The organism is Azospirillum sp. (assembly GCF_050789165.1).
In genome coordinates, this window is record NZ_JBOZRT010000058.1 from 1 (window position 1) to 17,457 (window position 17,457).

A 17,457-nucleotide genomic window follows, 5' to 3' on the forward strand; every position below is an offset into this window, starting at 1 on the left:
CGGCCGGTGTGCGGCGCCCCCAATAGCCGCACACCGCGCCGCACCGCCACGCCCCCGCTGGCGGAAGCCAGAGCCGCGCGCTATGTTGCGCGCCATGAGCGAGACCACTCCCCCCGACTCCAAGCCCAGCGCCGGCCAGGAAGGCCAGTGGTTCGGCTTCCGCCCCGTCGACCCGGACGCCAAGTCCGGCCTCGTGCGCGCCGTCTTCGACAGCGTGGCGGGCAAGTACGACCTGATGAACGACCTGATGTCGGGCGGCATCCACCGGCTGTGGAAGGACACGCTCATCTCCCTGGTCGATCCGAAGCCGCACCAGACCCTGCTGGACGTGGCCGGCGGCACCGGCGACATCGCCTTCCGCTTCCTGGAGCGCGGCGGCGGGCGCGTGGTGGTCTGCGACATCACCGAGGCGATGCTGCGCGTCGGGCGCGACCGCTCGGTCGACCGCGGGCTGCTGGGGGGCCTGAGCTGGGTGGTCGGCGACGCCATGAAGCTGCCGGTCGCCCCGCGCTCGGTGGACAGCTACACCATCGCCTTCGGCCTGCGGAACGTCACCCACATCGACCAGGCCATCGCCGAGGCGCACCGCGTGCTGAAGCCCGGCGGCAAGTTCTTCGTGCTGGAGTTCAGCACCGTGGTGCTGCCGGTGCTGAAGGAGATCTACGACGTCTACTCCTTCCAGCTGCTGCCCAAGCTGGGCCGGCTGGTGGCGGGCGACGCCGAGTCTTACCAGTACCTCGTCGAGAGCATCCGCCGCTTCCCCGACCAGGCGTCGCTGGCCAAGCGGATCGAGGCCGCCGGCTTCGCGTCGGTGCGGGTGCGCAACCTGTCGGGCGGCATCGCCGCCATCCATTCCGGCTGGCGGGTCTAGACGTTGTTCCGGCTGATCCGCAACCTGCTGCGCCTGCTGGTGATCGCGCGCACGCTGGCGCGCCACAACGCCGTGCCCGAGGCGTTCTCCGACATCGCGCCCGGCTTCGCCTTCCTGTGGCGGATCGTCGCGAAGAAGCACGTGCACGGCCGCGAGGGCCAGCGGCTGGCCGCCGCGCTGGCCGAGCTGGGGCCGACCTTCATCAAGCTGGGGCAGATGCTGTCCACCCGCTCTGACGTGGTGGGCGAGCGCATGGCGACCGACCTCGCCGAGCTGCAGGACAAGCTGCCGCCCTTCCCCGGCAAGCAGGCCCGCGCCATCGTCGAGGCCGAGCTGGAGCAGCCCATCGCGGCGCTGTTCGCCAGCTTCGACGAGGTGCCGGTCGCCGCCGCGTCCATCGCGCAGGTGCACTTCGCCGTCACCACCCAAGGCGAGCCGGTGGCGGTCAAGGTGCTGCGCCCCGGCATCGAGCGCGCCTTCGAGCGCGACATCGACCTGTTCTTCTGGCTGGCCGAATGGGCCCAGCGCGTGCTGCCGAAGCTGAAGCGGCTGAAGCCGGTGGAGGTGGTGGACACCTTCGCCCGCACGTCCCGTCTGGAGATGGACCTGCGCATGGAGGCCGCCGCGGCGTCCGAGCTGCGCGACAACTTCACCGGCGACCAGACCTTCCTCATCCCCAAGGTCAACTGGGACCGCACCGCCCAGCGCGTGCTGACGCTGCAGCGCATCGTCGGCTTCAAGGTGGACGAGGTGGAGAAGATCATCGCCGCCGGCTACGACCGCGACGAGATCCTGGCCAAGGCCTCGGCCTCCTTCTTCAACCAGGTGTTCCGCGACGGCTTCTTCCACGCCGACCTGCACCCCGGCAACCTGTTCGTGATCGAGGACGGCAACATCGCCGCGGTCGATTTCGGCATCATGGGGCGCCTGGACCGGGCGACGCGCACGTATCTGGCCGACATGCTCATCGGCTTCCTGACCGGCGACTACCGCCGGGTGGCGCTGGTGCATTTCCAGGCCGGCTACGTGCCGGCGCACCAGTCGATCGAGCTGTTCACCCAGGCCTGCCGGTCCATCGGCGAGCCGTTGCAGGACAAGCCGCTGAACGAGATCTCGGTCGGCCGGCTGCTGGCCCAGCTGTTCGCGGTGACCGAGCAGTTCGAGATGGAGACGCAGCCGCAGCTGCTGCTTCTGCAGAAGAGCATGCTGACCGCCGAGGGCGTCGGGCGCATCCTGAACCCCGCCGTCAACATGTGGGAGCTGGCGCGCCCGCTGATCGAGGAGTGGATGCGCGAGAACCGCGGCCCGGAGGCGCAGATCCTCGACGCCGGCGAGGCGGCGGTGCGCACCATCCGCCGCCTGCCCATGCTGGTCCGCGACGCCGAGCGGGTGGCCGCGCAGATCGCCGACGCCGGCCTGCGCCTGCACCCAACGACCACGCGGCACCTGCTCGATTCCTGGAACCGCCGCCGCGCCTCCGACCGGGTCGCGCTGTGGGCCATCGTCGCGCTGCTGGCCTTCCTGGCGGTGGAGCTGGCGCGGCTGTAGCCCCTCACTTGCCCCCACCCCGCCCCTCCCCCGCCCAGCGGGGAGGGTTGGGGTGGGGGCGACCCGCGGCCTTGACCCTCCCCGCCCCCGGGCGCAGAGTCGGGGTTCCACTCAGGACTCCGCGGGGGCGGCCATGGCCTACGACATCCTCGACGCGATGCTCACCGCCAAGCACGTGGACGACTACCAAGCGTCCCGCACGGTGGAGCGCACCCCGCCGCCGGTGGTCACCCTGGCGCGCGACCACGGCGCCGGCGGCGAGGAGATCGCCGCCAGGGTCGCGGAGCGGCTGGGCGTGCGCGCCTACGACAAGGAGATCCTGGAGGCCGTCGTCAAGCAGGCGACCAGCGACCCGCAGCTGATGCGCCAGCTCGACGAGAAGCTGCCGGAGCGGGCCGGGATGTTCCTCTACGCCAGCCTGATGGGCCTGACCGACCCGCTGAACGAGTACCAGCGGCTGCTGACCCGCGTGGTCAACGGCGTGGCGTTCCAGGGCGGCGTGATCCTCGGCCGCGGCGCGCACCTGCTGCTGCGCGGCCAGCTGCGTTTCCGCGTGCGCGTCGTCGGGTCGGAGGACGTGTGCGCGCTGCGGCTGGCCGGCGGCGACTCCGCCGCCGTCCCGGCGAAGCTGGAGGAGGTGCGCACGGTGAACGCGGCGCGCGAGCGCTTCTTCAAGGAGACGTTCCGGCTCTCCAACCACGACGCCCTGCAGTACGACCTGATCGTCAACACCGACCGCTTCACCGACCTGGACGAGGTCGCCGACCTGATCGTCCAGGCCTACCGGGCGCACCGGCGGTAGGGTGGTTTCCGGAGAGAGTGAACCGCCTCATTCCGTCATGGCCGGGCTTGTCCTCATAGGCGCTGAGGCAAGGGTTTTCGGCGCGTACTCGCCGTTCAACCACCTCCCCATCCCGTCATCCCCGCGAAGGCGCATAGGCGCTAAATTAGTGTCCTGGACATCGGTCCAGATATTTTTTGGCCGTCAGCCCCGCGAAGGCGGGGATCCATAACTCCCGAGGCAAGAGGCTGTGGAACGTATGGATCCCCGCCTTCGCGGGGATGACGGTTTGGGGCAGTGAGTGGTCGCCGAAACCGGCCGCCAAACGCTAAACTGAGCGCCTATGCGCGAAGGCGGGGATCCATAAGTCCCAATGCGCCCGCTGTGCCGGTTATGGATCCCGCCTTCGCGGGGATGACGGCCAAAAAGTGCAGGAGAAGTCGGACCCGTCACCGATCCACCGCAGGCTCCCGCCGTCAACCACCTGTTCACCATGCCTGGGTATGTATGCGAAGCCTCGCCGCGGCGGGGATCGTGTGACCGGGTCGGGAAGCGAACGGATGGAACGCCGTCAGGTCGGTTTGAGGGCGATGGTGGCGCTGACCTGCGCCGCGCTTGTGATCGGCGTGTCGGTGATCCTCGCCGCGCTCACCGAGTTCCGCTCGCGCCAACGCCTGGAGGACGAGGTCGGCCGCTCCCTGGCCGAAATCGCCGGGCAGCTCGCCGACAAGCTCGACCGCTCCATGTGGGCGCGCTCCAGCGAGGTCGGGGTGCTGACCCAGCTCATCGCCCGGCGCGAGGCGGTGAACCCGGCCGAGATGCGCCGGCTGCTGGACGAGTTCCAGGCGGCCTTTCCCACCGTGTCGTGGATGGGCTTCACCGACCCGAAGGGCCGCGTGCTGGCCGCCACCGGCGGCGTCCTGCAGGGCGAGGACATCTCCCGCCGCCCGGTCTACCTGAACGCACGCGACGGCATGTTCATCGGCGACGTGCACGACGCCGTGCTGCTGGCCAAGCTGCTGCCGAACCCCAGCGGCGAGGCCATGAAATTCGTCGACATCTCCGCGCCGGTGCACGACGCCGACGGCCGCCTGCTCGGCGTGCTCGGCGCGCACCTGAGCTGGGAGTGGATGCAGGACACCGAGCGCTCGCTGATGGAGGCGCTGCGCGGGCGCGAGGAGCTGACCCTGCACGTGGTCGCCGCCGACAAGACCGCCCTGGTCGGCCCCAAGGCGACGATCGGCTCCCGCCTCGACCTCGAGTCGGTCCGCCGCGCGCAGGCCGGCCGCGGCAGCGGCTGGCTGGTCGAGACCTGGCCGGGCGGGCGCCCCGCCCTGACCGGCTACGCCTTCGGCAAGGGGGTGAAGGACTACAAGGGGCTGGGCTGGACGGTGCTCGCCCGCCAGCCGCTGGACGTCGCCTTCGCCGCCGCCGACGCGCAGACCCGCGAGACGGTGGCGGCCGGCGTGGTCATGGCGCTGGTGTTCAGCGCGCTGGGTTGGGTCGCCGCGCGCCGGATCACCCGGCCGCTGCGCGGCATCACCGAGGCGGCCGAGCGCATCCGCGACGGCGAGTGGAGCCACCGCATCCCGACGCTGGGCGGCGCCCGCGAGATCCGTTCGCTGGCCGCCGCGCTGAACGACCTGGTGGAGAGCCTGACCGACCAGCGCACGGCGCTGACGCGCATGGAGGACATCGCCTACCAGGACCGCCTGACCACCCTGCCCAACCGCCGCTTCTTCGAGCAGTACCTGGAGGCCGCCACGGTGCGCGGCGGCGCCGGGGGCAGTCCCTTGACCTTCCTGTACATCGACCTGGACGGCTTCAAGCCGGTGAACGACCGCCTCGGCCACGACGCCGGGGACGCGGTGCTGCGGCAGGTCGGCGTGCGGCTCGCCGCGTGCTTCCGCGGCGACGACGTGGTGGCGCGCCTGGGCGGCGACGAGTTCGCCGCGGTGCTGGTCGGCGCGGCGGGCGATTCCGCCGCTCCCGACGTGGAGGCGCTGGCCGCGCGCATCATCGCCACCGTCAACGAGCCGATCGCCGTGCCCGGCGACCGCGTGCGGGTCGGCTGTTCCATCGGCATCGCGCGCTGGCCGGCCGACGGCAAGGACCTGGCGAGCGTCATGCGGCGCGCCGACGAGGCGCTCTACGCCGCCAAGCGCGCCGGCAAGAACCGCGCGGTGGTCTGGGGCACCGACGCCGCGGCGGGGTGAGGGCTACTCCCGCCACCACGTCTCGGTCATCGCGCCGTACACCGGGGTGAGCGGCGGGCGCTGCACGCCGGTCCAGTGGGCGATGCGGTCGACGGGGGAGTGGAACAGCGGCACCATGTAGAAGCCCCACAGCAGCACCCGGTCCAGCGCCTTGACCCGCGCCTCCAGCTCCGGCCGGGTGCGGGCCGAGGCGATGGAGGCGGCCAGCGCATCCACCGCCGGATCCTTGATGCCGGCGTAGTTGCGGGTGCCCGGCGTGTCCGCCGCCTTGGAGCCGTAGTAGTAGACCTGCTCGTTCCCCGGCGACAGCGTCGACGACCACCAGCGCGACACCACGTCGTAGTCGTACTCGTCCAGCCGCGCCTGGAACTGCGCGCTGTCCACCGTGCGCACCTTGGCGGTGATGCCCAGCCGCTCCAGCCCGCGGGCGAACTCCAGCGCCGGGCGCTCGTCGGCCGGGTCGCCCAGCAGGATCTCGAAGACGAAGGGACGCCCGGCGCCGTTCAGCAGCCTCCCCTGCTGGATCGTCCACCCGGCCTCGGCCAGCAGGCGCAGCGCCTCGCGCTGGTTGGCGCGGCTGGCGTACGGGCCGCTGCCGTCGCCGGGCGGCAGGGCGAAGGCGGTGGTGAAGACCTCCGGCGGCAGGATCGGGCGGAACGGCGCCAGCACCTTCAGCTCGTCCGGCCCCGGCAGCCCGGTCGCCGCCAGCGCCGAGTTCGGGTAGAAGCTCGCCGTCCGCTTCAGCGCGCCGTGGTAATGGGTGCGGTTGACCCACTCGAAGTCCACCGCGTAGCCCAGCGCCTGCCGCACCTTGCGGTCGCGGAACAGCGGCCGGCGGGTGTTGAAGATGAAGCCGCGCGCGTATTCCGGCCGGCCGGTCGGCAGCTCCTCCATCACGAACTTCCCCGCGCGCAGCGCCGGCCCCTCGTAGCCGGTGGCCCACTTGGCCGGTTCCAGCTCGCGCCGCACGTCGGCCTGCCCGGCCTTGAACGCCTCCAGCGCCACCGTGTCGTCGCGGTAGTAGTCGAAGACCAGCGTGTCGAAGTTGTTCTGCCCGCGCCGCACCGGCAGCTCGCGGCCCCAGTAGTCGGCCACCCGCTCGTAAACGATGCGTCGGCCGGGCTCGACCTGCCTGATCCGGTACGGGCCGCTGCCCGGCGGCGGGTCCAGCGTGGTGCGGTCGAAGACGCGGCCCTGCCACCACGCCTTCTGCTGCACCCCCAGCAGGCCCATCAGCATGGGCATCTCGCGGTCGATGCCGCCGTCCGGCTCGCGCAGGAAGGCGAAGCGGACGGTGCGCGCGTCCAGCCTCTCGGCCAGCGCCACCTTGGCGTAAAACAGCCGGCGGTTCGGCGTGCCGTACTGCCGCTGCACCTCGTAGGAGAACAGCACGTCGTCGGCCGTCACCGGCGTGCCGTCGTGCCAGCGCGCCTTCGGGTTCAGGCGGAACACCACCGAGGAGCGGTCGTCCGGCACCTCGACGCTCTCCGCCAGCAGGCCGTAGAGCGAGAACGGCTCGTCCTGCGCGCGGGCCAGCAGTGTCTCGTACACGGCGCTCAGGCCGGAGGGCGGGATGCCCTTGACGATGTAGGGGTTCAGCGTGTCAAAGGTGCCGACCACCGCCTGGCGCAGCGCGCCGCCGCGCGGCGCGTCGGGGTTGACGTAGTCGTAGTGCTTGAAGCCCGCCGGGTACTTGAGGTCGCCGTGCATAGCGATGCCGTGGGTCGGCTCCGCCGCGGCCGAAAGGGTGGAGGCGGCGAGGATCAGGGCGACGAGGATTGTTCGCATGGCCCCGCAATTGTCGCAGTGCAGCAAAATTTGCGCAAGTGCCTTGGACTCACCTTGGACTCCGCGGGCGATCCGCCTAAACTCCGCCGCCATGGGCGCCGGGAGGCATAGGCCTTTCGGCCGGGCATCCTGGGCAAGACAAGAACAAGGAACCGATCTATGGATCTGAGCAAGGTTCCGGCGGGCAAGAACCCGCCGTGGGACGTGAACGTGGTCATCGAGATCCCGTTGCGCGGCGAGCCGGTCAAGTACGAAGTCGACAAGGAGTCGGGCGCCGTCTTCGTCGACCGCTTCATGCACACGGCGATGTACTACCCCTGCAACTACGGCTTCATCCCGCACACGCTGTCGGGCGACGGCGACCCGGTGGACGTCTGCGTCATCGGCCGCCACTCGGTGATCCCCGGCGCCGTCCTGCGCTCGCGCCCGATCGGCGTGCTGATCATGGAGGACGAGGCCGGCCAGGACGAGAAGCTGATCGCCGTCCCGGTGGACAAGCTGCACCCGTTCTACTCGGACGTCGCCAACTACACCGACCTGCCGTCGATCCTGACCGAGCAGATCGCCCACTTCTTCCAGCACTACAAGGACCTGGAGAAGGGCAAGTGGGTGAAGATCATCCGCTGGGGCGACGCCGAGGAGGCCGCGCGCATGGTCACCGAAGGCCTGGAGCGCGCCGTCGCCGAGAACAAGGGCAAGCCGGGCCCCGTGGTCTGATGAGCCCCGCGGCGGCCCGCGTGAGCGTCGTCGAAGGCGACATCACGCGGGTCGCCGTGGACGCGGTCGTCAACGCCGCCAACAGCGCCCTGAAGCGCGGCGGCGGCGTCGATGGCGCGATCCACGCCGCGGCCGGCCCCGAGTTGCAGGCCGAGCTGGACCGCATCGGCGGCTGCCCGACCGGCGCGTGCCGGATCACCCGCGGGTACCGCCTGCCCGCCCCGTGGATCATCCACGCCGTCGGCCCGGTGTGGCGCGGCGGCACGGCGGACGAGGATTCCCTGCTGGAGTCCTGCTACCGCACCGCCTTCGCGCTCGCCCGCCGGCACGGCCTGGCAAGCCTCGCCTTCCCGGCGATCAGCACGGGCATCTACGGTTTTCCCAAGGACCGCGCGACGCGCATCGCCGTGGCGGCGGTGCTGGACGAACTCTCCCGGGACGGCACGGTCACGGACGTGCGCTTCGTCTGCTTCGACGCGGAGACGGCGGGGCTGTACCGGGCGGAGCTGGCCGGGCGCTGAGCGCCGGCGCTCAATGCGTCTCCTGCACCCGGCTGAGATCCTCGGTGAGGGTGTCGAGACGGCGGATCAGCTTGGCTTCGTCCTTGCGCTCGATCTGCCCCCGGCGCTGGGCGAGATGCAGGGCCGCTTGCGCCTCCTCCAGGCAGTCCAGCGTGTGGCGCAGGTAGTCATGGTGATCCATCCGTCGGTCCCCTTCTGCTGTAGGCCTCCAGGCCGCAAACAGGGACATGGACGAAGCGTTCCGCGAAAAATCCTTTGCGATCCTTCCATTCCGCTTGAACAACAATTGCGCTGAGGCAAGACTTTCCGCAACGGATTGCGACTGATTCACACTGTCGCACCCGGCCGCGAAAACGGCTAGGATCCGTGTGCAGCGCAACATGAGCGGCGTTTGGTCGCGTTTACGGGGGCATCGTATCGGGTCCACCCCTGTTGCCGCTATCGTCACCCCGCTCACCCACGCCAGATCGGAACCGGTTCATGACCGTTCGCAACCTCGACCGCATGTTCAAGCCCACCTCCATCGCGCTGGTCGGGGCCAGCCGCAAGGCGGGCACGATCGGCGCGCTGGTGGCGCGCAACCTGTTCCACGCCGGCTTCGACGGCCCGATCATGCCGGTCAGCCCCACCGAACGCGCGGTCGAGGGGGTGCTGACCTACAAGACCATCGCCGACCTGCCGATCACCCCCGACCTCGCGGTGATCTGCAACCCGGCCGACCAGGTGCCCGGCATCCTGGAGCAGCTCGGCCAGAAGGGCAGCAAGGCGGCCATCGTGCTGTCCGGCGGCTTCACGCCGGAGCAGATGCGCAAGGTCTACGACGCGGCCAGCCCGCACCTGATCCGCCTGCTCGGCCCCAACAGCCTGGGCGCCATGGTGCCGGGGCGCGGCCTGAACGCCAGCTTCGGCCCGGTGTCGCCGAAGAAGGGCGACGTGGCGCTGGTGGCGCAGTCGTCGATGGTGGTGACCTCCATCGTCGATTGGGCGACGGCGCGCGGCATCGGCTTCTCGCACCTGATCTCGCTGGGCGAGAAGGCGGACGTCGACTTCGGCGACCTGCTGGACTATCTGGCCGCCGACGGCGCGGTGCGGGCCATCCTGCTGTACATCGAATCGATCAACGACGCGCGCAAGTTCATGTCGGCCGCCCGCTCGGCCGCCCGCCAGAAGCCGGTCATCGTCATCAAGGCCGGCCGCTCGGAGGAGGCGATCCAGGCCGCCAGCTCGCACACCGGCGCGCTCGCCGTGTCGGACGCCGTCTACGACGCCGCCTTCCGCCGCGCCGGCCTGCTGCGCGTCGATGAGCTGGGCGAACTGTTCGACGCGGTGAACACGCTGGCCACCGGCGCGCCGGCGATCTCCGGCGACCGGCTGGTCATCCTGACCAACGGCGGCGGCATGGGCGTGATGGCCACCGACAGCCTGGTCAAGGCCGGCGGCCGGCTGGCCGCGCTGTCGGAGGAGACGCAGGCCAAGCTGGACGCCGCGCTGGGCTCCTCGGCGGCGCCGCGCGGCAACCCGCTGCGCATCGGCGCCGACGCGCCGCCCAAACGCTACGCCGACGCGCTGGAGGCGCTGCTGGGCGACACCGGCAACGACGCCATCCTGGTGCTGAACTGCCCGAACGCCACCACCGACTCGACGGCGGTGGCGCAGTCCGTCGTCGAGACGATCCACAAGACGACCGGCCGCCGCCATCCGGTGCTGACCAGCTGGCTGGGCGACACCTCGGCCGCCGAGGCGCGCCGGCGCTTCTCCGCCAACCGCGTCCCCACCTACGACACGCCCAGCCACGCAGTGAAGGCGTTCATGCACCTGGTCGAGTACCGGCGGAACCAGGAGCTGCTGATGGAGACGCCGCCGTCCGTGCCGAACGACTTCGCGCCGGATGACATCACGGTGCGCAAGATCATCGCCCGAGCCATCGCCGAGAAGCGCGACTGGCTGACCGAGTACGAGGCCAAGCGCGTGCTGGCCGCCTACAACATCCCGGTGGTCGACACCCGCCGCGCCGAGACGCCGGAGGAGGCCGCGCGCTGCGCCGAGGCGATCGGCGGCCCGGTGGCGCTGAAGATCCTGTCGACGGACATCTCGCACAAGTCGGACGTCGGCGGCGTGGCGCTGCACCTGACCGACGCGGGAGAGGTGCGCGCCGAGGCCGAGGCGATGCTGGCCCGGGTGCGCGAGCTGGCCCCCGACGCCCGCATCGAGGGCTTCACCGTGCAGGAGATGGCGGTCCGCCCCGACGCCTACGAACTGATCGTCGGCATGACCGAGAACGAGCTGTTCGGCCCCGTCCTGCTGTTCGGCGAGGGCGGCATCGGGGTGGAGGTGGTGGAGGACTACGCGCTGGCGCTGCCGCCCTTGAACATGCGCCTCGCCACCGAGCTGATGGGCCGCACGCGGATCTGGCGGCGGCTGCAGGGCTACCGCTCGATGAAGGCGGTGGACATCGACGCGGTGGCGCTGACGCTCAACAAGATCTCGCAGCTGATCGTCGATTTCCCGGAGATCGCCGAGCTGGACGTCAACCCGCTGCTCGCCGACCACGAGGGGGTGCTGGCGCTCGACGCCGCCATCCGCGTCGCGGTGCCGAAGCTGCCCGGCGCCAAGCGCCTCGCCATCCGGCCGTACCCGAAGTCGCTGGAGGGCGACATCCGGATCAAGGACGGCCGGCAGTTCTTCGTCCGCCCGATCCTGCCGGAGGACGAGCCGCTGGTGCACCACATGGTCGCCAACCAGACGCCGGAGGATCTGCGGCTGCGCTTCTTCGCGCCTCTGAAGCGGCTGTCGCACCAGGCGGCGGCGCGGCTGACGCAGATCGACTACGACCGCGAGATGGGCCTCGTCGCCGTCGGCCCCGACCCGGAGACCGGCAAGACCATCATGTACGGCGTGGTGCGCATCACCGCCGACCCCGACAACGTGCGCGCCGAGTACGCGGTGATGGTGCGCTCGGACATGAAGGGCCAGGGGCTGGGGTTCCTGCTGATGAGCCGGATCCTCGACTATGCCCGCTCGCGCGGCATCAAGGAGGTGTACGGCGAGGTGCTGCGCGAGAACACCAACATGCTCGGCATGTGCCGGGCGCTCGGCTTCGTGCGCAAGGAGAACCTCGACGAGCCGGGCGTGGTGGAGGTGAAGATCGACCTGGAGAAGGCGCGGGCGGCGGTGTGAGGTATTGCCCCCACCCAACCCTCCCCCGCTTCGCAGGGGAGGGCTTTCAGGGCTGACGGCGGAGTTCCCTCCCCTGCGAAGCGGGGGAGGGTTAGGGTGGGGGCAAGTGTTCCCCCGAAAGCCTCTCCACCCGCCGCTTGAACTCCTCCCACACGTGCGCCGGCGGCCCCTCGGCCGGCCCCGAGCCGCTCGCCGTCATCGGCTGCTCGAACGCCGCGAGCTGGCGGTCGAAGGAATTGCCCGGCCGCCACATGTAGACCACCGTCTCATTCTCGATGTACCAGCCGGTCAGGAAGCGGTCGGCGAGGCGGCGGTAGACCACGTCCTCGTAGAAGCGGAACGGCGGGAAGCCCCCCAGCCGCTGGTGCGCCGCCTTGCGGATGCCCAGCGTCAGGGACGAGGCCGCGGAGACGCCGGGAATCCAGCTGGGGTGGATCGGCCGGCTGGTCTGGAAGCGGGTGCTGACGAAGTCGATCTCCGGCCGCTGCGCGAAGGCGGCGGCGACCGCCGCGAGGTGCGGCGCCAGATACACGTCGTCGGAGTCGAGGAAGCACAGGATGCCGTGCGCCGCCGCGTCCGCACCGGTGTTGCGCGCCGCCCCCGCACCCTGGTTCGTCGCGTGCCGCACGACGCGCACCGGGCAGTCCGGCGTGCCGAACGCCTCGGCCAGAACCGCCGTGGCGTCGCTGGAGGCGTCGTCCACGACGACGACCTCGGCCGTCACCGGCCACTCCGTCCCTGCCGCGAAGGCGACCGCCAGCCGGACGCTGGCGATCGCCTTGCCGATGCAGGACGCCGCCTCGTACGCGGGGATGATGACGGAGATGCCGGTGCCGGACGTCAGACCAAGCCCTCCAACACCCGATCGGGCGGCTTGTGGCCGTCGATGAAGGTCTTGATGTTGACGATGACCTTCTCGCCCATGTCGATGCGGCCCTCGATGGTGGCCGAGCCCATGTGCGGCAGCAGCACCACGTTGTCGAGCTTGATCAGCTTGGGGTTCACCGCCGGCTCGTGCTCGAACACGTCCAGCCCGGCGCCGGCCAGCTCGCCCTTCGACAGCATGCGGGTCAGCGCGTTCTCGTCGATCACCTCGCCGCGCGAGGTGTTGACGACGTAGCAGTGCGGCCGCAGCAGCTTCAGCCGCCGCTCGGACAGCAGGTGGTAGGTGGCCGGCGTGTGCGGGCAGTTGATCGAGATGACGTCCATCCGCGAGAGCATCTGGTCCAGGCTCTCCCAGTAGGTCGCCTCCAGCTCCTGCTCGATGTCCGGGTGCAGGCGGCGGCGGTTGTGGTAGTGGATCGACATGCCGAAGGCGCGCGCGCGCCGCGCCACCGCCTGGCCGATGCGGCCCATGCCGAGGATGCCCAGCCGCTTGCCCCAGATCCGGTGGCCGAGCATGGTCGTCGGCCCCCAGCCCTTCCACTGGCCGGAGCGCACCAGCCGCTCGCCCTCGGCGAGGCGCCGCGCCACGGCGAGGATCAGCGCCATGGTCATGTCGGCGGTGTCCTCGGTGAGGACCCCCGGCGTGTTGGTGACGACGATGCCGCGCTCGCGCGCCGCCTTGTTGTCGATGTGATCGACGCCGGTGCCGAAGGAGGCGATCAGCCGCAGTTGCGGCCCCGCCGCCTCGATGACGGCGCGGTCGATGCGGTCGGTCACCGTCGGCACCAGCACGTCGGCCACCTTGACGGCGTCGATGAGCTGCTGCTGCGTCATCGGGTCGTCGTCGGGGCTCAACCGGGTATCGAACAGCTCCATCATCCGGGTCTCGATGACGTCCGGCAGCTTGCGCGTGACGACGACCAGCGGCTTCTTGTGTTCGGGCATCGAACGGACGCTCCCCCTGATTCTTATGTCTGGCATAGCAGGCCCCGCGCCGCGCTGTCCAGCCACGCCGCCGTCGCAGCGGGCTGTGACGAACGCAGCTGTGACGAACGCACGGCCGGCCCGCGGTGGCCTTGCTCCGACGAGTTACCCCTAACTATAGTGGCCCCCGAAACACCAGCGACCCTTTTTTCCCGCCCTTGCCGAGGCCCACCCGATGCCGTCCGGACGTCTGCTGCCCACCGCCGCGCTGCTGCTGGCCATGCTGGCCGGCGGTCTGCCCGTGCCGGCCCTGGCGCGGGAGAAGAACCCGACGCAGGTCACCGGCCTGCCGGTGCCGCGCTTCGTCACGCTGCGCTCCGGCGAGGTGAACCTGCGCACCGGCCCCGGCGTGCGCTATCCGGTGGAATGGGTGTTCACCCGCAAGGAAATGCCGGTGGAGATCACCGCCGAGTTCGACACCTGGCGCCGCATCCGCGACTGGGAGGGCAGCGAGGGCTGGGTGCACCAGAGCATGCTCTCGGGCAAGCGCGGCGTGATCGTCAAGGGCGAGCAGCGCTCCATCCGCAGGGAGCCCTCCACCGACGCCGCCACCGTGGCCCGCGCCCAGCCCGGCGTTATGGGCTGGCTGTCCAAGTGCAAGGGCGAGTGGTGCCAGGTCGACCTCAAGGGCTACAAGGGCTGGCTGAAGCGCGGCGACGTCTGGGGCGTCTACCCGGACGAGAAGTTCGACTAGCGGTCTCCTCCCGGAGTTTGTGAGGTTATTCGGCCGTCATTCCCGCGAAGGCGGGAATCCATAATTTGCAATGCGTTACGCTGTGGCAATTATGGATCCCCGCCTTCGCGGGGATGACGGACAAAGGCGTGCCTGCCTAAAATCACAGCCTCACACACCATGAATCTTTCATGACGCCCGCCCCGCCGCCCGCGGGATGGTGTAGAGGTACGTCATGACCCCGCCGCTGCCGCTCCGCTCCCGCCTCGCCGCCACGCTGGCGCTGCTGCCGGCCGCTGTCTGGCTGGTGGCCGCGGCGCTGTCCGGCCAGCCGCTGCTTCCGCTCGGGCTCGTCGCCCTGCTGGCCGCCGCGGCCGGCGTCGGGCTGCTGCTGCGCCAGCACCGCCGCGACCTCGCGGTCCTCGCCGACAGCGTCGCCCAGGGCACGGAGGACGAGGAGGAGCGCGCCTCCCCCGCCGCGCACGAGCTGGCCGGCGCGATCGCCCGCCTGCGCCGCACGCTGAGCGACGACGCGGCCGAGGCGCAGGCCCAGCTGGAGGCCGACGAGGCGATCCTGGAGGCGCTGCACGACCCGCTGGTGCTGATCGACGCCGAGCGTCAGGTGGCGCGCGCCAACGCCGCCGCCCGCGCGCTGTTCGGCGACAAGGTGGCCGGCCGCGACCTCGCCGCCAGCGTGCGCAACCCCACCGTCCTGGAGGCGGTGGACGCCGTACTGGCCGGCGGCTCGTCGCGCATCGTCGAGTTCGCGCAGCCGGTGCCGGTGGAGCGCACCTTCGAGGTGCGCGTCACCCCCTTCCAGCGCCGCGCCCCCGGCTCGCCGCGCATGGCGATCCTGACGCTGCACGACATCACGACGATCCGCCGGTCCGAGCAGATGCGGGCGGACTTCATCGCCAACGCCAGCCACGAGCTGCGCACGCCGCTGTCCTCGCTGCTGGGCTTCATCGAGACGTTGCGCGGGCCGGCGCGCGACGACCTGGAAGCGCACGAGCGCTTCCTCGGCATCATGCACGACCAGGCGAGCCGGATGAGCCGGCTGGTCAACGATCTGCTTTCGCTCTCGCGCATCGAGCTGGACGAGCACATGCCGCCGGCCGGCCGGGTGGACGTGCCGGCCTGCATCCGGGGCGTCCTCGATTCGCTGGAGCTGAAAGCCGCCGCGCGCCGCATCGCGCTGCGGCTGGAGGCGCCGGACGGCCTGCCCGCGGCAATCGGCGACGAGGACCAGCTGACCCAGGTGTTCAGCAACCTGATCAGCAACGCCGTCAAGTACACCCGCCCCGACAGCGAGATCTCCGTCACCGTCGCGCTGTCCGACACCGCGGCGGCCGGCCCGGTCCCGGCGGCGCCGGCCCGCCGGGCGCCGCCCGGCCGCTCGCTGGCGGTGGCGGTGATCGACCGCGGCGAGGGCATCCCGCGCCAGCACCTGCCCCGCCTGACCGAGCGCTTCTACCGTGTCGACGCCGCCCGCTCGCGCGCCATGGGCGGCACCGGGCTGGGGCTGGCGATCGTCAAGCACATCGTCAACCGCCACCGCGGCCGCCTGACCATCGACAGCGAGGTCGGCACGGGCAGCACCTTCACCGTCTACCTGCCGGTCGCGGCGCCCCTTGGCGTTGGCGCGGCACAGCCGGCCGCCAAGCGCCGGGCCGGAGATGCGGCCTGACCCCTCCCCCACCGGAGGCGGGGGAGGGCAACAGCATGACAACTCCATGTCCACCGTCACAAAACAGTCATCAAACCGCAATACTCCGGTCTCCGTCGCCCGCTAACGTCCCGCCGACCGCATCGAGGCGTGAAAGCAGGGCCCATGTCCGGTGAGCACATCGTCCGCTCCTTCGAACAGGAGCTTCAGCGAATCTCCAACCTTGTCACCCAGATGGGCGGCGTGGCCGAGGCGCAGGTCGCCGCCGCCGTCAAGGCGGTCGCCCGGCGCGACGTCGCGCTCGCCGCGCAGGTGGTCCAGGCCGACCAGCGCCTCGACGAGTACGAGCGCGCCATCGACGCCGAGGCCTTCCGCCTGCTGGCGCTGCGCCAGCCCATGGCGCAGGACCTGCGCGAGATCGTTTCGGCTCTGAAAATATCCTCGGATCTGGAGCGCATCGGCGACTACGCCGCCAACGTCGCCAAGCGCTCGCTGGCGCTGGCGCAGGTGCCGGCGGTGCGCCCGGTGGTCGGCATCCCGCGCATGGGCCAGCTGGTCGGGAGCATCCTGAAGGACGTGCTGGACAGCTACACCGAGCGCGACGTCAGCAAGGCGATATCCGCCTGGGAGCGCGACCAGGAGCTGGACGACCTCTACACCAGCCTGTTCCGCGAGGTCCTCACCGACATGATGGAGGACCCGCGCAACATCACCCCGTGCACGCACCTTCTGTTCATGGCAAAGAATCTGGAGCGCATCGGCGACCACGCGACCAACGTGGCGGAGACCATCCACTTCCTGGTGGTGGGCGAGCCGCTGGCGGGTGAGCGCCCGAAGAACGACACCTCGTGCGTCACCGTCGTGGCCGCCGGGGAGACACCGCAGGAGATGGGGAATCCATGAATTCGGCGCTGAAGCCGCTCGTCCTGGTCGTCGAGGACGAAGCCGACATCGTCACCCTGCTGAAGTACAACCTGGAGAAGGAGGGTTTCCGCGTGGTCGCCGCCGGCGACGGCGAGGAGGCCCTGCTGCTGGCCGGCGAGCAGACGCCGCACATCGTGCTGCTGGACTGGATGCTGCCGCTGATGTCGGGCCTGGAGGTCTGCCGCCAGCTGCGCCGCAACCCGAAGACCCGCGACATTCCCATCATCATGCTGACCGCCCGCGGCGAGGAGGGCGACCGCGTGCGCGGCCTGAACTCCGGCGCCGACGACTACCTGACCAAGCCGTTTTCGCCGACCGAGCTGGTGGCCCGCATGCGCGCCGTGCTGCGCCGCGCCGCTCCGGCGCTGAACGACGAGACGCTGCGCTTCGGCGACGTGGAGATGGACCTCGCCTCGCACCGGGTGCGCCGCCAGGGCCGCGACGTGCACCTGGGCCCGACCGAGTTCCGCCTGCTGCGCCACTTCCTGCAGCACCCCGGCCGCGTCTTCTCGCGCGAGCAGCTGCTGGACATGGTCTGGGGCCACGACGTCTACGTCGAGCCGCGCACCGTGGACGTGCACATCCGCCGCCTGCGCAAGGCGCTGAACGAGGAGACCGAGGTGGACATCATCCGCACGGTCCGCTCGGCGGGGTATGCGCTGGACGAGAAAGCGGCCTAGATAAGGGGGGTCGCTCCCTTCATCCC

Annotated in this window: 15 protein-coding genes; 11 read left to right on the top strand and 4 right to left on the bottom strand. The window is 70.7% G+C overall.

The window, feature by feature from the left end; all coding sequences use genetic code 11:
- Window positions 1-94: 94 nt before the first annotated feature.
- The 4 genes from ACRWK7_RS13445 to ACRWK7_RS13460 all read left to right on the top strand — a co-directional run bounded on the left by ACRWK7_RS13445 (window position 95) and on the right by ACRWK7_RS13460 (window position 5,416).
- Window positions 95-871 (top strand): class I SAM-dependent methyltransferase, encoded by a 777-nt coding sequence (locus tag ACRWK7_RS13445; protein ID WP_431856748.1) that lies wholly within the window; start codon window positions 95-97, stop codon window positions 869-871.
- Between the two features lie 3 nt (window positions 872-874).
- Window positions 875-2,419, top strand: coding sequence for a 2-polyprenylphenol 6-hydroxylase (ubiB, locus tag ACRWK7_RS13450; RefSeq protein WP_431856749.1), 1,545 nt, complete (start codon window positions 875-877; stop codon window positions 2,417-2,419).
- 133 nt (window positions 2,420-2,552) lie between these two features.
- Window positions 2,553-3,221 (top strand): AAA family ATPase, encoded by a 669-nt coding sequence (locus tag ACRWK7_RS13455; protein WP_431856750.1) that lies wholly within the window; start codon window positions 2,553-2,555, stop codon window positions 3,219-3,221.
- A gap of 539 nt (window positions 3,222-3,760) precedes the next feature.
- Window positions 3,761-5,416, top strand: coding sequence for a sensor domain-containing diguanylate cyclase (locus tag ACRWK7_RS13460; protein WP_431856751.1), 1,656 nt, complete (start codon window positions 3,761-3,763; stop codon window positions 5,414-5,416).
- Window positions 5,417-5,419: 3 nt separating this feature from the next.
- Here ACRWK7_RS13460 and ACRWK7_RS13465 read toward each other — a convergent pair whose 3' ends face one another.
- Complete coding sequence (locus ACRWK7_RS13465; protein WP_431856752.1) at window positions 5,420-7,204, bottom strand: extracellular solute-binding protein; 1,785 nt, start codon at window positions 7,202-7,204, stop codon at window positions 5,420-5,422.
- Window positions 7,205-7,363: 159 nt separating this feature from the next.
- On the opposite strand from ACRWK7_RS13465, the gene ppa reads away from it, so the two are divergent.
- Together ppa and ACRWK7_RS13475 are read left to right on the top strand one after the other, a co-directional pair.
- Window positions 7,364-7,921 carry an inorganic diphosphatase gene (ppa, locus tag ACRWK7_RS13470; protein ID WP_431856753.1) on the top strand — a complete coding sequence of 186 codons (558 nt, stop codon included), beginning with the start codon at window positions 7,364-7,366 and terminating at the stop codon, window positions 7,919-7,921.
- A 20-nt stretch (window positions 7,922-7,941) separates the two neighbouring features.
- Window positions 7,942-8,442 carry an O-acetyl-ADP-ribose deacetylase gene (locus tag ACRWK7_RS13475; RefSeq protein ID WP_431856754.1) on the top strand — a complete coding sequence of 167 codons (501 nt, stop codon included), beginning with the start codon at window positions 7,942-7,944 and terminating at the stop codon, window positions 8,440-8,442.
- A gap of 10 nt (window positions 8,443-8,452) precedes the next feature.
- Here ACRWK7_RS13475 and ACRWK7_RS13480 read toward each other — a convergent pair whose 3' ends face one another.
- On the bottom strand, window positions 8,453-8,623 hold the full coding sequence (locus tag ACRWK7_RS13480) for a hypothetical protein (protein ID WP_431856755.1): 171 nt from the start codon (window positions 8,621-8,623) through the stop codon (window positions 8,453-8,455).
- A 299-nt stretch (window positions 8,624-8,922) separates the two neighbouring features.
- On the opposite strand from ACRWK7_RS13480, the gene ACRWK7_RS13485 reads away from it, so the two are divergent.
- Window positions 8,923-11,619 carry a GNAT family N-acetyltransferase gene (locus ACRWK7_RS13485; protein ID WP_431856756.1) on the top strand — a complete coding sequence of 899 codons (2,697 nt, stop codon included), beginning with the start codon at window positions 8,923-8,925 and terminating at the stop codon, window positions 11,617-11,619.
- A gap of 91 nt (window positions 11,620-11,710) precedes the next feature.
- On the opposite strand, the gene ACRWK7_RS13490 is transcribed toward ACRWK7_RS13485, so the two are convergent.
- Together ACRWK7_RS13490 and ACRWK7_RS13495 are read right to left on the bottom strand one after the other, a co-directional pair.
- Window positions 11,711-12,463 (bottom strand): glycosyltransferase family 2 protein, encoded by a 753-nt coding sequence (locus ACRWK7_RS13490; RefSeq protein WP_431856868.1) that lies wholly within the window; start codon window positions 12,461-12,463, stop codon window positions 11,711-11,713.
- Window positions 12,460-13,449, bottom strand: coding sequence for a 2-hydroxyacid dehydrogenase (locus ACRWK7_RS13495; RefSeq protein WP_431856757.1), 990 nt, complete (start codon window positions 13,447-13,449; stop codon window positions 12,460-12,462). The genes ACRWK7_RS13490 and ACRWK7_RS13495 overlap by 4 nt, the downstream gene beginning before the upstream one ends.
- Window positions 13,450-13,663: 214 nt before the next feature.
- Here ACRWK7_RS13495 and ACRWK7_RS13500 point away from each other — a divergent pair, with 214 nt between their 5' ends.
- The 4 genes from ACRWK7_RS13500 to phoB all read left to right on the top strand — a co-directional run bounded on the left by ACRWK7_RS13500 (window position 13,664) and on the right by phoB (window position 17,431).
- Complete coding sequence (locus tag ACRWK7_RS13500; RefSeq protein ID WP_431856758.1) at window positions 13,664-14,182, top strand: SH3 domain-containing protein; 519 nt, start codon at window positions 13,664-13,666, stop codon at window positions 14,180-14,182.
- 214 nt (window positions 14,183-14,396) lie between these two features.
- Complete coding sequence (locus ACRWK7_RS13505) at window positions 14,397-15,848, top strand: ATP-binding protein (protein WP_431856760.1); 1,452 nt, start codon at window positions 14,397-14,399, stop codon at window positions 15,846-15,848.
- Window positions 15,849-15,992: 144 nt separating this feature from the next.
- Window positions 15,993-16,730, top strand: coding sequence for a phosphate signaling complex protein PhoU (gene phoU, locus ACRWK7_RS13510; RefSeq protein ID WP_431856762.1), 738 nt, complete (start codon window positions 15,993-15,995; stop codon window positions 16,728-16,730).
- Window positions 16,727-17,431, top strand: a complete 705-nt coding sequence (gene phoB, locus ACRWK7_RS13515) for a phosphate regulon transcriptional regulator PhoB (protein ID WP_109119735.1) — start codon at window positions 16,727-16,729, stop codon at window positions 17,429-17,431. The genes phoU and phoB overlap by 4 nt, the downstream gene beginning before the upstream one ends.
- Window positions 17,432-17,457 lie beyond the last annotated feature (26 nt).

Bases quoted from the DNA above. Each gene is read 5' to 3' on its own strand.
- ACRWK7_RS13445 (WP_431856748.1), top strand. From the start codon at position 95: ATGAGCGAGACCACTCCCCCCGACTCCAAGCCCAGCGCCGGCCAGGAA.
- ACRWK7_RS13455 (WP_431856750.1), top strand. From the start codon at position 2,553: ATGGCCTACGACATCCTCGACGCGATGCTCACCGCCAAGCACGTGGAC.
- ACRWK7_RS13460 (WP_431856751.1), top strand. From the start codon at position 3,761: ATGGAACGCCGTCAGGTCGGTTTGAGGGCGATGGTGGCGCTGACCTGC.
- ACRWK7_RS13465 (WP_431856752.1), bottom strand. From the start codon at position 7,204: ATGCGAACAATCCTCGTCGCCCTGATCCTCGCCGCCTCCACCCTTTCG.
- ppa (WP_431856753.1), top strand. From the start codon at position 7,364: ATGGATCTGAGCAAGGTTCCGGCGGGCAAGAACCCGCCGTGGGACGTG.
- ACRWK7_RS13480 (WP_431856755.1), bottom strand. From the start codon at position 8,623: ATGGATCACCATGACTACCTGCGCCACACGCTGGACTGCCTGGAGGAG.
- ACRWK7_RS13485 (WP_431856756.1), top strand. From the start codon at position 8,923: ATGACCGTTCGCAACCTCGACCGCATGTTCAAGCCCACCTCCATCGCG.
- ACRWK7_RS13495 (WP_431856757.1), bottom strand. From the start codon at position 13,449: ATGCCCGAACACAAGAAGCCGCTGGTCGTCGTCACGCGCAAGCTGCCG.
- ACRWK7_RS13500 (WP_431856758.1), top strand. From the start codon at position 13,664: ATGCCGTCCGGACGTCTGCTGCCCACCGCCGCGCTGCTGCTGGCCATG.
- ACRWK7_RS13505 (WP_431856760.1), top strand. From the start codon at position 14,397: ATGACCCCGCCGCTGCCGCTCCGCTCCCGCCTCGCCGCCACGCTGGCG.
- phoU (WP_431856762.1), top strand. From the start codon at position 15,993: ATGTCCGGTGAGCACATCGTCCGCTCCTTCGAACAGGAGCTTCAGCGA.
- phoB (WP_109119735.1), top strand. From the start codon at position 16,727: ATGAATTCGGCGCTGAAGCCGCTCGTCCTGGTCGTCGAGGACGAAGCC.